Below are 14,099 nucleotides of genomic sequence, written 5' to 3' on the forward strand. Positions count from 1 at the left end.
CCAAAAATCATGATACCGACTATATCGGCATGACCACCGGATTCAGCGAAAGGCTGCTTGCAATCATATTTGTCATTTTCAGTAAGTATACTGCTCTCGGTCTTATCATTGCCGCCAAATCCATATTGAGGTTTCCCGCAGGCCAGGAAGAAACGAGAGCCCACAAGGAAAGCGAATATGTTCTCGTCGGGACAATGTTTTCACTTGTCTTGGGCATTTTGAACGGCCTGCTTGCGCTTTATGCATTAAACTATTAGAAGCGGTTTACGGAACCGCTTCTTTTTTCACCTCTTATGTCCCGCAATGAGTCCGTCACGGAGCTTGAGCGTGGACGCTTCGGTACAGCTGAGCGCCCGCATTACACTCAGCTGTCCGTATCTTACTTTCAGAGCATCGACTGTCTTCATGAGCGCTTCCTGCCGTTTAAGCTGATTGATATCATCAAACAACGAAACCTGGGTGACGCTGTCGGGGATGAAATTTGTAAGCGTCACGCTGATGGTGCGGTACAATGCATGCGGATCTGCGATTCTTTTTAGTATGTTCCAGATTCCCTCCATCACCCGGTTGCTGTTGTTCGTCCCTTCCGGGACGGTGAACTGTTTCCGGTATATCCGCCCGTCTTTTGTACCTACAGCAATCTGAACGGTCTTGGCAAGTTTCCCGGTCAGCCTGAGCCGGTGCATCACTTCATCGACATGCTCGAGCACAACAACATATATCTCCCTGAACCTGTAGTCCCGCATAAGAATCTGGCTTTTGCATATGGAAGGGGCATGCACAGTATGCTTCTCCCGGATTTCGCTGAAGTCGATTCCGTTGGCATGGAGATGCCAGTCGACACCGATGATTCCGAAATCCTGCTTCAAATGCACCGGCGAGTATTGTGCCAGGTCCCCGATTTTGAATATCCCCCGTTCGTTCAACTTCACTTCACTCCGGCGGCTGATGCCCCAGAAATCCCTTAAAGGCTTGATTGGCCAAAGCTTCTCAGGCACATCATGATACCGCCACTCTGCAATACCGTCTCCCGTCTTCTTCGCTTCAATATCCAAGGCCAGCTTGCTGAGCAGAATGTTATCGCCTATACCCACAGCGCACTCTATCGCAGTCTCTTCATATATCTCGCGTTGGATCCTTACGGCAAGCTCTTTCGGATTTTCTGCGAACAGGTAATAACTTTCGGTTACATCCATGAAAAATTCATCGACGGAATACTGATGGAAATCTTCCGGCGCAACGTACTTCAGTGCAATCTCTGTAATCTTCGCGGAATAATCCAGGTAGGTTTTCATCGATGGGTTGATGATGTAGATGTCTCCGCGGCCCGGTATCTCAAATAATCTCGATCCTGTTTTGATACCCAGCTTCTTAAGTTCCGGTGTTGCTGCAAGAACAACAGCTCCGGGATTCTTCGTATCTGCTACCACCGCAAGCTTGGTGGTTTGCGGCTCCAATCCGTTCATAATACACGATACGCTCGCAAAAAAACTTTTCTGATCGACACAAAATATATCCCTTTTGGGACAGATATGATAGTTATACATGACGACTCCTCCTATATAGAACGTATGTTCGTACTACGATAATATCACATTCATTCCGTACTTAAACAAAAAAACAGCCCCAATTCCTGGGACTGTTCTCTTTATTCTGTAATTCGGATGTCGTCTTCATCCTTTGCATCGATGGAATTCGGAAGAAATACCTTTGTATGAAGCCTGACGGAATGTCTGTCATCACTGACTGTAAGCCCAGACACAGAAAATTCGAATGGGATCTCCACGGTTTCATCTGTCCCGATCGTCACTGTGTGTTCAAGACGGATGGTCTGCAGCACTTCCTGATGTTCATCAAAATCGGAATCTTTCCGGTATCCGCTGATCACTTTATACAGTGTAAGCTCAATGTCCTCCACTGACTGGGTACTGCTGCCTCCTGTAATCTCTATGACACCATCAATGTCATCTTCAACGCGGTAGGACGCGTCCGACAGCCGGGTATCCACCGTCACTCCGTCAATGCCTATTCTTGTCAGAAGATTTTCAAACATAAACATGCCCTCCATATAATGAATTTTATCCATGTTGCTATATATTTAACCTAAAATAAATAACTCTAATCAGGAATGGGTAAAGATTGATATGATACATCATTAAAACTTTAAGGGAGATGACTATAGTGAAAGATATTTTCGCACTGCTCAAACAAGGGAGTAAGGCTTCACTGACAGCATCTATTGTCAACTTTTTCATCGCCGGTCTAAAAGGCGTCGCCTTTTTATTCACTGCAAATGTGGCAATGTTTGCTGAAATGATGCACTCGCTCGGTGATGCAATCAACCAGTTTTTTGTCTTTATCGGGTCAAGCCTTTCCAAAAAGCCGCCAACAAAACGATTCCCCTTCGGCTTCGGCAGACTGGTGAATCTGGTCTGTGTGTTCGCCGTCGTAGTCGTCGGCATACTGGCTTATGAAACCGTAAAAGAAGGAATCCATCATATTGTAGAACCGCTTCCCGGCACAGCAGATACCTCAATGCTGCTGATTAACATCGGTGTGCTCGGAGCAGCCGCTATACTCGAAGGTTACGTATTGTATAAAGCAGGGAAAGAACTGCTGGGACAGGCCGGCCAGCCGCAGGATGGCCTGAAACCGCTGACACTCAGCTTTAAGCATATGGACCGTGCAAAACCTGCAACAAAGCTCGTGTTTCTCGAAGACACAGTCGCAACTTCGGGGGCACTGCTCGCGATTCTTGCGATTCTGGTTGGCCGCTTCACCGGCTTTGCCCAGGCAGAGGGCATAGCTTCTGTCATTATCGGTCTGATGATGTTCTACATTGTTTATAAAGTATTTATGGAAAATGCCGCCGGTGTCCTTGGTGAAAGTGACCCGTATATGGAACAGAGAGTTGCACAGATTGTTCTGAGACATGAGGAAATTACAGATATCCAAAAGCTCTTTGTTTTAAAAGAAGGCGATAACCTGCATGTTGAAATCGTAGCGGAAACCGATCCGGACATAACAGTCGAACATGCAAATGAAATCAGGGATGAGATCGAAGCCCTGATACTGGAGCAAAGCCATGTGACAGATGTCAATACAGAATTCGAAGTGGATGACGGCCGCCGTGCGTGGCCTGAAACACAGGAACAGATGGATAGAAGATCCAAGCGGAGTAAAAAATCCAAAGAGGAATAGCAAAAGAGGATGGGGCCCCCCATCCTCTTAATTTATGATCTATTGGCCCTCCCCGGCATCCTCCTCAGTGCTTTCAAGGAAATCATGCAGCTTCTGGTTGTTCGTCTCAAAATCCAGATCGATGACATTGCCCGCATGAGGCGTATCCATGAACTGATAAGTATCCTCCATAGGGATCGAAAGGGTTTCTATGTCCTTGTCCCCCCGCACGAGGAATGAAGCCAGCATGCGGTACATCTCGCCATCAGACATGCTTGTGTTGACATGTCCCATCCCCGTACCGGCGATCTTCGGCAGCTTGAAAATATTCCCCACCGTCAACGCCTCGTTCTTCACCGCTTCAATGACCTGCTGCTGACGTCTGACGCGTCCAAAGTCCCCCTCGGCATCATGCCGGAACCTGGCATAGGCAAGAAGGTCCTCGCCGCCCAGTCGCTGTTTTCCTTTCTTTAACTCCGTATCGATTTTCGCAGACATATCCTTTTCAACATCTATCGGTATGCCGTCCTTATCGATGACATTCACTATGGATTCGAAGGCATCATAATCGACCACCGCATATTCCTCGACTTCAATGCCGAAATTCTGCTGAATCGTCTGCCGCAACAGTTCCACACCGCCGAGTGAATACACGGAATTGATCTTATAGCTCTGATAACCCGGTATATCCACATATATATCACGCATCAGGGAAACCAGCTTCATATCCTTCTGCATATAATCATATTGCGCAATCATAATCACATCGGTGCGCTGTGCACCGTCCACTTCCCGGTCCGCACCCAGCAGCAGGATGTTTTTCTTTCCGTCATTGTTGTCCGCACCGTTAAATTCATGCGTTTGCTGTTCCACACCGTTCTCTTTGGCAATATCGATTCCCGCCTGATATGAGAAATATATATAAAGCACAGATCCGGCAAGCAGCAGGAGGATTACAAGGGGAATGAGCCCTCTTTTGCGTATCCTTCGCTTCTTCACTGTGTGTCCCGCTCTCCCGGAACGACTGTATTCTTTATCCATAATCATGCTCCTGTAAATAATCTACTGACTCATTTTACCTGTTTTCAACCGAATAATAAAGAAATATCCTGCGCTGTGCACCGGCCGGGTTATGATATCAATTGAGTCCGGTGCTGCCATTATAGTAATATAAATGGATACCATAAGGAATGAGGGATAATATGATACGGAAAATGATGCCGTTGATTATAGTTTTATTATTGCTGATGCCATTGAATGTAAAAGCTGCTTCTGAATGGAACCAGGCTGTTACAGTATATGGTGCAGGGCTTGAGAATAATCAGGAACTGCTGGATGCGACAAGTGAAATACTGGGCGTCATGGAGGAAGATAAAATAGAATACGTCAGAAGCGGTGATGTTGAGAAATATCTTGGTGTCACATATGATGACTCCGTGCTGAAATCCAGCATACGCATACTGCAGAAAGACGAAGGTCAGGGGCTCGATATCACTGTCGATGAAAGCATGGGACAGATAACGAAAATCACAGAAGAGACATACAAGAATGCACTTCTGACTTCAGGCATCACGGATGCGGAAGTTGTCATCGGTGCAGCTGAAGATGTCACCGGTGAAAGTGCGCTGTCCGGCATATACAAAGCTTATGAAGCCCAAGGGGAAGAGATAGACCCTGAACGTACACAAAATGCACAGGATGAGCTGGAAGCAATTTCCGACATCGCTGAAGAAAACAGCAATGTGGAAGGCTTCTCCCAGGAACAGCTTAACAAGATGATCACCGAGATCAAAATACAGGTCATCGAAGCCGGTGGAAATCTCTCCGAAGGTGAAATAAGAAATATTGTCGGCGAGGAACTGGAAGCCAACGGCCTTAACGGGGTATTGGAACAGGATCAGATAGACCGCATCACCGTCATCATTATGAATATACAGGATTCCGGCCTCTTCCAGAGTGAGGAAGCTCAGCGCCTGCTCGACAGTTCCAAAAACCTGATTGATGATATCACTTCCAGCGAAGGGTTCCAGGATGCGAAAGACTCGGCACAGGAACTGGGTAAAGATATCCAGGAATCCGGAGCATGGGAATCATTCAAAAATGCAGTCTCCGATTTCTTTAAAGCAATCGTTGATTTCTTCAGATCACTATTCTGATCCAAAGCAAAAAGCGGACATATGTCCGCTTTTTTTGTTTACTCTATGAACACTCTCAAATTCTTCATATCTTTCTCCGACAGGGAGTGATGGAGTGCTTCTCCCGCGTCATCCATCAATTCGGAGATGAATTTCTGCCCGTTCACGGTCAGTTTCGCATAGACGCTCCGCCTGTCTTCTGCACGACCCGCCCTTTCCACGAGTTTCATCTCATGACTTTCCAATCTGGAAATCAATCGTGACAGTGCACTTTGACTCAGCCCCACCATATGCTGCAGCTGGGACAGCCGAAGCTGCTTCTCTTCATTCTCATTTAAAAATACCATCAAGTAAAAATCATTGACGCCGAGATGATATTTATTTTGTAAAATCCGATCCAACGCTCTTGTCGTCCGGTTGTGAAACTTGGAAAACGACATCCAATCGTGAATCAGTTCATTATGATTATTCATTACGATCACCTGATATTCATATTACATCCATTATACCACTTCTGTTCAGCGGATACCGCGTTCATATTGTACAGGCGGATTGATTTCATGGGTGACTTTCCTGATGGCGTGCATCGCCCAGTATGGATCGTTAAGCATACCGCGAGCCACGGCAACCAGATCTGCATGGCCATTCGACAATACAGCCTCTGCTACTTTAGGTTCGTCAAGCATGCCCACGGCAATCACCGGCATACCGAATTTATTTTTGAATGCCTGCGCAAAAGGCACTTGATAGGCCGGGTAATTCCCTGGTTTCAATTCGCCGGGCACGCCTTCCCCGCCGGTTGAAATATGGAACGCATCCACTCCCGCGTCTTTAAAAGCTTTAGCCATCTTCAATGAATATTCCAGATCATAACCGCCATCAATATATTCAATGGCCGACATACGCATAATGAGCGGCATATTTTCGGGCATCACCGACTTGACTGCCTCAATGACTTCAACACCGAACCTGGAGAGGTCCCGGCCATACTCATCCACTCTGTGATTGATGGAGGGGGACATGAACTGATGGAGCAGATAACCATGGGCGCCATGCACTTCAATCGTATCAAAGCCGGCTTGCACGGCTCTCCTTGCTCCCTCTTTAAATTGCCCCACTGTATTCCGTACCTCTTCAGCCGTAAGGGCACGGGGCATTTTCAATGCGCCGTGTTTAGTTTCTTCAACCAGTGCTTCCCCTTTCACTTCAGATGGTGCCAGAGGGGGATTCGCATCTTCCGCCTTTCTTCCGGCATGGGCGATCTGGATGCCTATTTTTGCCCCCTGCCTGTGTACTTCATCAACAATCTCCCTGTAAGCCGGAACATGACTGTCATCCCATATTCCCAGATCCTGGTCCGTTATTCTGCCCTCAGGTGTCACGCCTGTCATCTCCATGATGATAAGTCCCGTTCCCCCGACTGCCCGGGAGACATAATGGACAAAATGCCAGTTGTTCGGCACACCGTCTTCTTTTGTCACCGAATATTGACACATGGGTGCCATGACAATCCGATTAGTAAGTTCGAGACCTTTCATTTTAAAAGGTGTATCAATTTTTTTCATATATAACCCTCCTGATTAATTAAATGCATGTGCATGCATTTAAAATGTTACCTTAATTGCCTGGGTTTATCAAACTTCACATATCATCATAAGAAAAACCCGGAACTGAATTGGAATTTCAGCCCCGGGGTGGATATCAGAATATGGTTTTTAGATACTTTTATTTCGATCTGTCAATATCTCTGTAGGTGTAGCGGTTTTCACCCCACTCATCGACATCCGAAAGATCCGCTTTGATATTGTTCGGCTGGAACACGGGGTTTATACCCTGTTTCAGCTGCGTTCTGTAATCCGCTGCAACCTGGAATACTATACTGCTCAGTGCAAATACTGCAACCAGGTTGGTGACTGCCATGAGCGCCATGAACATGTCCGCTGTTGCCCATGCAGTTTCCAGGTCCATTACGGCACCGACGAACACCATGACGACGACAAGTGCCTTGAATATGAAGAGTACGCCTTTGTTTTCTTTAATGTAATTCAGGTTACTCTGACCGTAGAAGAAGTTCCCGAGTATAGAGCTGTAGGCAAAGAGCAGAATGACAATGGCAATGAAAGTAGCCCCGAAGGAACCGATCTGTGAAGTCATCGCCGCCTGTGTTACCTGGATGCCCTGCAGTGCGTCTGCACCGTATTCCAGATCTGTATACATGAGTATGATGACCGCTGTCGCTGTACATACAACCATGGTATCGAAAAACACACCAAGGGATTGTATAAGCCCTTGTTTGACTGGATGGCTGACTGCAGCTGCTGCGGCAGCATTTGGAGCGGAACCCATACCCGCTTCGTTTGAAAAGAGCCCGCGCTGGAAACCGTTAAGTATTGCTGCGCCCACTGCACCGCCGAATGCTTCACGGAGACCGAAAGCATTTGCAAATATAGTGGAGATCATTGGAATAATCTGGTCATAATTGATGATCAATACTACCAGAACCACTGAAAGATAGATGACAGCCATCACAGGAACGATATATCCCGTCACGTTTGCCACCCATTTGGCACCGCCGAATATGACGACAGCCGTCAGCGCTGCGACGATCAGTCCGATAACCCATCTGTCAATGTTGAATGCTTCTTCATACGCATGGGCAATCGTATTGGACTGCAATCCATTGAAGACGAATCCAAAAGTGACCGTAATCAGTACGGCAAAGAATATGCCCAGCCATCTCTGATTAAGCCCCTTCTCCATATAGTAGGCCGGTCCGCCACGGAATCCGCCCTCCCTGTCTTTCACCTTGAAGACCTGTGCCAGCGTGGACTCGAAGAATGCAGTCGCTGCACCGAAGAATGCAATCACCCACATCCAGAACACCGCGCCCGGTCCCCCGAGCACGATTGCTGTGGCAACCCCTGCGATATTTCCTGTACCGACACGGGAAGCCGCACTGATTGTGAATGCCTTGAAAGGAGAAATACCTTTTGAGCCATCCGGTAAAATCTCCGCCTTTTCCTTTAATACATAAAACATTTCTCTGAACCATCTGAACTGGACGAATCTGGAGCTGATGGAGAAATATAAACCGGCAAGTATCAGAAGCCCGATAAGGAAGTCTCCCCAAAGAAGGGTGTTACCGACTTCTACTATTGTTTTGAACCAATCCGGTATAATGCCTTCAAAATCCATAAAAAAACACCTCCTGCGTGATATTAAATATTATATCACTACAGGAGGAAAGAGGAAATTCAATTTACGGATCATATGAACGCTTCGAACATGACTTCGGTCACTTCACCGAACTCATTTTCATCGACAATAAATGAGCCATTGGAATACTTGCCGCTCACTCTGATTGATTTTGCGTTTGTCTTAAATTCGGATGATGCAGATTTCAACACTATATCGATGTCATCCTTAACGAGCGTCGCATTTATCAGGCGATGCGGTTTCGACTTGATATCCTTCAGCAGCATGCTGCCGACCTGAGCCCTTGCCCCTTCTTCGAAAAGATCCAGATCTGTACGCTTTACAGAACCCCTTTGGGACACTGTGACCAGGTATTTCTGATCCGCTATCAGACCGGCCATGATGACCCGGTCGTCATCCTTGACATTCATCGCCCTGACACCCTGTGCTTTAAGTCCGGTGTTGTTGACTTCCGATACCGGGTACCTTAGCGTCATCCCTCTCTGTGTGACAAGGAGGATATCCTCCTCTTTCGCATCCGAAAATTCCACAGATACGACCCTGTCATTGTTTTTAAGTCCCATGCCCGCTATCGGCCGTTTGATGCGGGTGGCTTCATAGGCATCAAGACCGGTCAATTTGATCTGGCCGCGCTCTGTTGTCGTGACCACAATAATCCTGCTGTCGTACTCCCCGACAAGAAATGCAGTGAGCGGCATTTCATCGGATTTGAGGTTGAATCTGCTCGAGAGGTGCTGCCCGTTGTCCTTCCACTTGATATCCTGAAGCTCATGAACCGGGATGATCATGTAGTTGCCGTAGTTGGTGAACACAAGGCAGTGCTGCAGTGTATGCCCCTCCTCCAGCATGACCAGCCGGTCTTCCTGTTTCATCCCGATCTCTTCGATTGTGCTTGCATTATAGCTCCGCATGCTTGTACGTTTGATATATCCATCTTTAGTCACGGAAACCATGACCTCTTCTTTAGCAATGAGGACTTCTTTTTCAAGTTCTATCGTCTGGATTTCATCTTCAATGACACTGAGCCTTGGAGAAGAGTATTTTTTGCGTATATCTTTCAGTTCCTTTTTGATTACAGAGAGCAATTTCTTTTCATTGCCTAAAATTTCCCGCAGCTGATTGATGGTGTACTCAAGTTCATTGTGTTCTGTCTCAAGTTCTGCGATGTCTGTATTCGTCAGGCGGTAAAGCTGGAGCATTACAATCGCTTCTGCCTGGGCTTCAGTGAAATCGAAAGCTTCCACCAGATTTTCTTTTGCATTCCGCTTATTGTCCGACTCGCGGATCACACGGATCACTTCATCCAGGATGGACAGTGCTTTCATCAGGCCTTCGATGATATGCATGCGTTTTTCCGCTTCGCTCAGCTCATATTCAGAACGGTTGCGGATCACTTCTTTCTGATGCTTCACATACGCTTCCAGGATCTCTTTAAGGCCCAGAAGCTTTGGTGCCCGGTCACTGATTGCAACCATATTGAAGTTATAGGAGACCTGCAGATCCGTCTTCTTGTAGAGGAAATTGATGATGCCGTCGACATTTGCATCCTTCCGCGTCTCGATGACCACGCGCTGCCCGTCACGGTCCGTCTCATCCCTGACCTCGATGATGCCGTCGACTTTACGGTCTGCCCGGATTTCATCGATTTTCTTCACAAGATTTGCCTTGTTCACTTCAAACGGCAGTTCATCGATGATGATATGTGTCTTGCCGCCTCTGACATCCTCGGTCCGCACTTTACTGCGGACGATGATTTTACCTTTGCCTGTCTCATACGCTTTCCTGATCTGGGAAACGCCCTGGATGATGCCGCCTGTCGGAAAATCCGGTCCTTTGATGATCGTCATCAGCTCATCTATTTTTACAGTCGGCTTATCGATGAGTTTAAGCGTAGCATCAATCACTTCCTCCAGGTTATGCGGCGGGATTTCTGTTGCATAACCGGCAGAGATGCCCGTTGTACCGTTTACAAGCAGATTTGGGAATTTAGCAGGCAGGACAACCGGCTCAACTTCCGTATCATCAAAGTTATTAATGAACTGGACTGTGTTTTTTCTGATATCCCGGAGCATCTCATTGGAAATCTCCGAAAGCTTCGCCTCTGTATAACGCATCGCAGCAGGCGGATCCCCGTCCACACTCCCTTTATTTCCGTGGATAGTGATGAGCTCTTCACGCATCTTCCATTCCTGGGAGAGTCTGACCATCGCGTCATACACACTCGTATCCCCGTGCGGATGATAGTTACCGATGACATTACCTACGGTTTTGGCGGACTTCCTGTATCCCTTCTCGAATGTATTGCCCTCTTTGTACATTGCATATAATATTCTTCTCTGAACCGGTTTCAGACCGTCCCTAACATCCGGAATCGCCCGGTCCTGAATGACATATTTACTGTAACGGCCAAAACGATCACCGATGACATCCTCCAGTTGGAGCTGCTGAATATGATCGGTCATGATGTCTCACCACTTTCTTCCAATTTTGCCACATCATCATTTTCGAGAATGCTGTCCTGCTCCTCGAGTGTGAAACTTACATTCGATTCAATCCACTTACGCCTCATTTCAACATTATCACCCATCAGGGTCGTGACACGTTTGAGTGACAGTGCTTCATCTTCGATCCTCACCTGGATCAGTGTACGGGATTCAGGGTTCATCGTCGTCTCCCACAGCTGCGCCGGCATCATTTCACCGAGACCTTTGTAGCGCTGGAGCTCGACATTCCTGCCCAGTTCCTTTTGGGCTTCTGCAAGCTCATCCTCTGTCCAGACATACCGTACAACTTCCTTGCCCTTGACTTTCTTCTTCAATTGGAAGAGCGGCGGCAGTGCAATGTAGATCTTGCCCGCATCAAATAAAGGACGCATATAGTTGAAGAAAAAAGTCAGAAGCAGCACCTGTATATGTGCACCATCCGTATCGGCATCGGTCATGATTATGATTTTATCGTAGTTTGAATCTTCCACTTTAAATTCATTCCCGACTCCCGCGCCAATTGTATGGATGATCGTATTGATTTCTTCGTTTTTGAATATATCTTCGAATTTCGCTTTTTCCGTATTGATCACTTTACCGCGAAGCGGGAGGATCGCCTGGAACTTCCTGTCCCTGCCCTGTTTGGCAGACCCGCCGGCGGAATCCCCCTCTACGAGATACAGTTCATTTTTCCTGGCGTTCCGGCTCTGTGCCGGTGTCAGCTTTCCTGACAATAAAGTGTCTTTACGCCTCTTTTTACCATTTCTCGCTTCTTCCCGGGCTTTTCTCGCTGTTTCCCGGACACTCCTCGCCTTGATCGCTTTTTTGACAAGCTGGGTACTCAAAGCCCCATTTTCTTCAAGATAGTACGGGAGATGATCAGCCAGCAGCGTTTCCATTACATTTCTTGCTTCGCTGGTTCCGAGTTTACTTTTTGTCTGCCCTTCGAATTGAAGCAGGTCTTCCGGAACTTTGATGGAGACGACCGCTGTCAGGCCTTCTCTTATATCATTGCCTTCAAGGTTTTTATCCTTGTCCTTAAGTTCATTGATTTTTCTTGCATACTCATTGAAGACACGGGTGAAACCTGTTTTAAATCCGATTTCATGTGTACCTCCGTCTTTCGTCCGTACGTTGTTGACGAATGAGATGATCGTTTCGCTGTACTGATCATTATACTGAAAACTGACTTCAGCGAGAATGCCATTATATTCACCTGAGAACATGCTGATTTCACCGATGGAATCCTTGCCTTCGTTCAGAAATTCAATGAATGCTTTCAACCCGTCATCATACTTGAATGATTCCTCGAGCGGTTCCTCAGGGCGTGCATCCACAATGCTGATTTTTAGTCCTTTCTGCAGAAACGCGGATTCGCGCATCCTTTCCATGATTGTTTCAAAATGGAATACCGTCCCTGATTTAAATATTTCCGGATCAGGTTTGAATGTCACTTCTGTGCCGGTTTTCTTAGTTTTGCCGGTCACTTTTAAAGTGCGGTCAACTTTGCCGCCGTCTTTGAATGACATCTCATGAATTTTACCGTCCCTGAATATCCGCAGCTCGACCCATGAACTGAGCGCATTGACGACGGAAGCACCAACGCCATGAAGACCGCCTGCTGTCTTATAACCCCCTGAGCCGAATTTACCGCCGGCGTGCAGAATGGTAAAAATGACTTCGGGTGTCGGTCTGCCGGATGCATGTGTACCCGTAGGCATCCCGCGGCCGTTGTCAGTGATTGTGATGCTTTCATCTTTATTGATGGTGATACTGATTTCATCACCATATCCATTTATAATCTCATCCACGGCATTGTCTGTAACTTCGTAGACAAGATGATGAAGCCCTCGATGGTCAGTAGACCCTATATACATTCCAGGCCGTTTACGTACCGCATCAAGGCCCTCCAAAATTTGTATCGATTCATCTGTATAAGTGTTTTGTCTTGCCAAATCAGGTGTCCTCCCACAAACATACGTTCGTTTAATGTAATCTCTTACTATTTTTATACAAATCTTTGACGATTGCAACCCTAATCCTCATTTTACACGTTTTTTACGATTCAGACCAATAGTTTACAATAACATTGATATGTAAACTAATTTATGTTAGGTGTAGCTATTTTTTTATGGTAAACTGTTAGTACCTGATGATAAAGGGGTGTTTAATTTGGAAATACTCATTTCACTGCTAGTGTTTGGTTACTTGATCGGAGCAGTACCTTTCAGCCTCCTCATTGGGAAATGGTTCTACAAAATTGACCTGAGGGAACATGGAAGCGGGAATATCGGCACCACCAATACATTCCGCATCCTTGGTAAAAAAGCGGGAATCATCGTGCTTATCATGGACATGATGAAAGGTGCGATTCCTGTCTGGACAGCAATGCTCATAAATACTGATTTTCACGTCTTTCTGCCGGGACTTGCTGCCGCACTGGGTCATGTTTACTCCATATTTCTGAAATTCAAAGGCGGCAAAGCCGTTGCGACGAGCGCCGGAGCTGTACTTGCATACAATCCGTTAATGTTTGCTATATTATTGAGCGTCTTTTTACTTACTTTAAAAACCAGCAAATATGTATCTTTATCAAGTATAGTCAGCGCTGTTCTATTCTTCATACTTTCGCTTGTTTTCTGGGATCCTCTGCTTATTGGATTTTCATTTATTATTGCTGTAGTTATAGTTGTTAGACATATATCCAACATTAGACGTATAATGGACGGCACAGAGTCAAAGATTACATTCATGTAACGAAAGGATGATCAGTATGCTGAAAGTTACTGACAATGCAGTTAATTGGATGAAAGAAGAACTCGATCCTGAAAATGGCCAAGGCGTAAACATCTATGTAAGATATGGTGGAGAGACACAGCTCAAACAAGGCTTCTCACCTGCTCTTACAGTCGACAGCATTCCTTCCGACAGTAAAGTTTTTGAATACGACGGCATAGACATTTTCATAAAAGAAAGCGACCTTTGGTATTTTGAAGATGCTGAACTCACAGTCGATGTTAACGACCAGGAAGAAATAGCATTTGCAGATAATTGAATTGAAAAGGAAAAACCCATCTCATCCGAG

13 protein-coding genes are annotated in these 14,099 nt (G+C 46.3%); 5 read left to right on the top strand and 8 right to left on the bottom strand.

Annotated features, from left to right (window positions below; genetic code table 11):
- The first annotated feature begins 29 nt into the window (after positions 1–29).
- Complete coding sequence (locus BM271_RS04040) at positions 30–257, top strand: hypothetical protein (protein ID WP_234960406.1); 228 nt, start codon at positions 30–32, stop codon at positions 255–257.
- 27 nt (positions 258–284) lie between these two features.
- On the opposite strand, the gene BM271_RS04045 is transcribed toward BM271_RS04040, so the two are convergent.
- Together BM271_RS04045 and BM271_RS04050 are read right to left on the bottom strand one after the other, a co-directional pair.
- The gene (locus BM271_RS04045) at positions 285–1,547 is read right to left on the bottom strand and encodes a Y-family DNA polymerase (protein WP_046790339.1); all 1,263 of its coding nucleotides are present in this window, start codon (positions 1,545–1,547) and stop codon (positions 285–287) included.
- A gap of 101 nt (positions 1,548–1,648) precedes the next feature.
- On the bottom strand, positions 1,649–2,053 hold the full coding sequence (locus tag BM271_RS04050; protein WP_046790340.1) for a sporulation protein: 405 nt from the start codon (positions 2,051–2,053) through the stop codon (positions 1,649–1,651).
- Positions 2,054–2,181: 128 nt separating this feature from the next.
- Between BM271_RS04050 and BM271_RS04055 the strand changes: the two genes are divergently transcribed.
- The gene (locus BM271_RS04055) at positions 2,182–3,201 is read left to right on the top strand and encodes a cation diffusion facilitator family transporter (protein WP_046790341.1); all 1,020 of its coding nucleotides are present in this window, start codon (positions 2,182–2,184) and stop codon (positions 3,199–3,201) included.
- Positions 3,202–3,240: 39 nt separating this feature from the next.
- On the opposite strand, the gene BM271_RS04060 is transcribed toward BM271_RS04055, so the two are convergent.
- Positions 3,241–4,221 carry an LCP family protein gene (locus BM271_RS04060; RefSeq protein ID WP_052749855.1) on the bottom strand — a complete coding sequence of 327 codons (981 nt, stop codon included), beginning with the start codon at positions 4,219–4,221 and terminating at the stop codon, positions 3,241–3,243.
- A gap of 161 nt (positions 4,222–4,382) precedes the next feature.
- Here BM271_RS04060 and BM271_RS04065 point away from each other — a divergent pair, with 161 nt between their 5' ends.
- Positions 4,383–5,336: a DUF1002 domain-containing protein gene (locus BM271_RS04065; protein ID WP_052749856.1), complete on the top strand. Its 954-nt coding sequence runs from the start codon at positions 4,383–4,385 to the stop codon at positions 5,334–5,336.
- Between the two features lie 38 nt (positions 5,337–5,374).
- On the opposite strand, the gene BM271_RS04070 is transcribed toward BM271_RS04065, so the two are convergent.
- The 5 genes from BM271_RS04070 to parE form a co-directional block, all read right to left on the bottom strand.
- A complete protein-coding gene (locus tag BM271_RS04070) occupies positions 5,375–5,788 on the bottom strand; it encodes a MarR family winged helix-turn-helix transcriptional regulator (RefSeq protein ID WP_052749857.1) in 414 nt (137 codons plus the stop codon).
- A 45-nt stretch (positions 5,789–5,833) separates the two neighbouring features.
- A complete protein-coding gene (locus tag BM271_RS04075; protein WP_046790343.1) occupies positions 5,834–6,880 on the bottom strand; it encodes an NADH:flavin oxidoreductase/NADH oxidase in 1,047 nt (348 codons plus the stop codon).
- A gap of 160 nt (positions 6,881–7,040) precedes the next feature.
- The gene (locus BM271_RS04080; RefSeq protein WP_046790344.1) at positions 7,041–8,510 is read right to left on the bottom strand and encodes an alanine/glycine:cation symporter family protein; all 1,470 of its coding nucleotides are present in this window, start codon (positions 8,508–8,510) and stop codon (positions 7,041–7,043) included.
- 71 nt (positions 8,511–8,581) lie between these two features.
- The gene (parC, locus tag BM271_RS04085; RefSeq protein ID WP_046790345.1) at positions 8,582–10,993 is read right to left on the bottom strand and encodes a DNA topoisomerase IV subunit A; all 2,412 of its coding nucleotides are present in this window, start codon (positions 10,991–10,993) and stop codon (positions 8,582–8,584) included.
- Positions 10,990–12,969: a DNA topoisomerase IV subunit B gene (gene parE / locus BM271_RS04090; protein WP_046790346.1), complete on the bottom strand. Its 1,980-nt coding sequence runs from the start codon at positions 12,967–12,969 to the stop codon at positions 10,990–10,992. The genes parC and parE overlap by 4 nt, the downstream gene beginning before the upstream one ends.
- A gap of 217 nt (positions 12,970–13,186) precedes the next feature.
- Here parE and plsY point away from each other — a divergent pair, with 217 nt between their 5' ends.
- Together plsY and BM271_RS04100 are read left to right on the top strand one after the other, a co-directional pair.
- A complete protein-coding gene (gene plsY / locus BM271_RS04095; RefSeq protein ID WP_046790347.1) occupies positions 13,187–13,771 on the top strand; it encodes a glycerol-3-phosphate 1-O-acyltransferase PlsY in 585 nt (194 codons plus the stop codon).
- A 16-nt stretch (positions 13,772–13,787) separates the two neighbouring features.
- Complete coding sequence (locus tag BM271_RS04100) at positions 13,788–14,069, top strand: HesB/YadR/YfhF family protein (RefSeq protein WP_046790348.1); 282 nt, start codon at positions 13,788–13,790, stop codon at positions 14,067–14,069.
- Positions 14,070–14,099 lie beyond the last annotated feature (30 nt).

The sequence above is a fragment of the Salinicoccus halodurans genome (assembly GCF_900114445.1).
Lineage (GTDB): Bacteria > Bacillota > Bacilli > Staphylococcales > Salinicoccaceae > Salinicoccus > Salinicoccus halodurans.

Excerpts from the sequence above, each read along its gene's own strand:
- BM271_RS04040 (WP_234960406.1), top strand. The coding sequence starts at position 30 with ATGACCACCGGATTCAGCGAAAGGCTGCTTGCAATCATATTTGTCATT.
- BM271_RS04045 (WP_046790339.1), bottom strand. The coding sequence starts at position 1,547 with ATGTATAACTATCATATCTGTCCCAAAAGGGATATATTTTGTGTCGAT.
- BM271_RS04050 (WP_046790340.1), bottom strand. The coding sequence starts at position 2,053 with ATGTTTGAAAATCTTCTGACAAGAATAGGCATTGACGGAGTGACGGTG.
- BM271_RS04060 (WP_052749855.1), bottom strand. The coding sequence starts at position 4,221 with ATGGATAAAGAATACAGTCGTTCCGGGAGAGCGGGACACACAGTGAAG.
- BM271_RS04065 (WP_052749856.1), top strand. The coding sequence starts at position 4,383 with ATGATACGGAAAATGATGCCGTTGATTATAGTTTTATTATTGCTGATG.
- BM271_RS04070 (WP_052749857.1), bottom strand. The coding sequence starts at position 5,788 with ATGAATAATCATAATGAACTGATTCACGATTGGATGTCGTTTTCCAAG.
- BM271_RS04075 (WP_046790343.1), bottom strand. The coding sequence starts at position 6,880 with ATGAAAAAAATTGATACACCTTTTAAAATGAAAGGTCTCGAACTTACT.
- BM271_RS04080 (WP_046790344.1), bottom strand. The coding sequence starts at position 8,510 with ATGGATTTTGAAGGCATTATACCGGATTGGTTCAAAACAATAGTAGAA.
- parC (WP_046790345.1), bottom strand. The coding sequence starts at position 10,993 with ATGACCGATCATATTCAGCAGCTCCAACTGGAGGATGTCATCGGTGAT.
- BM271_RS04100 (WP_046790348.1), top strand. The coding sequence starts at position 13,788 with ATGCTGAAAGTTACTGACAATGCAGTTAATTGGATGAAAGAAGAACTC.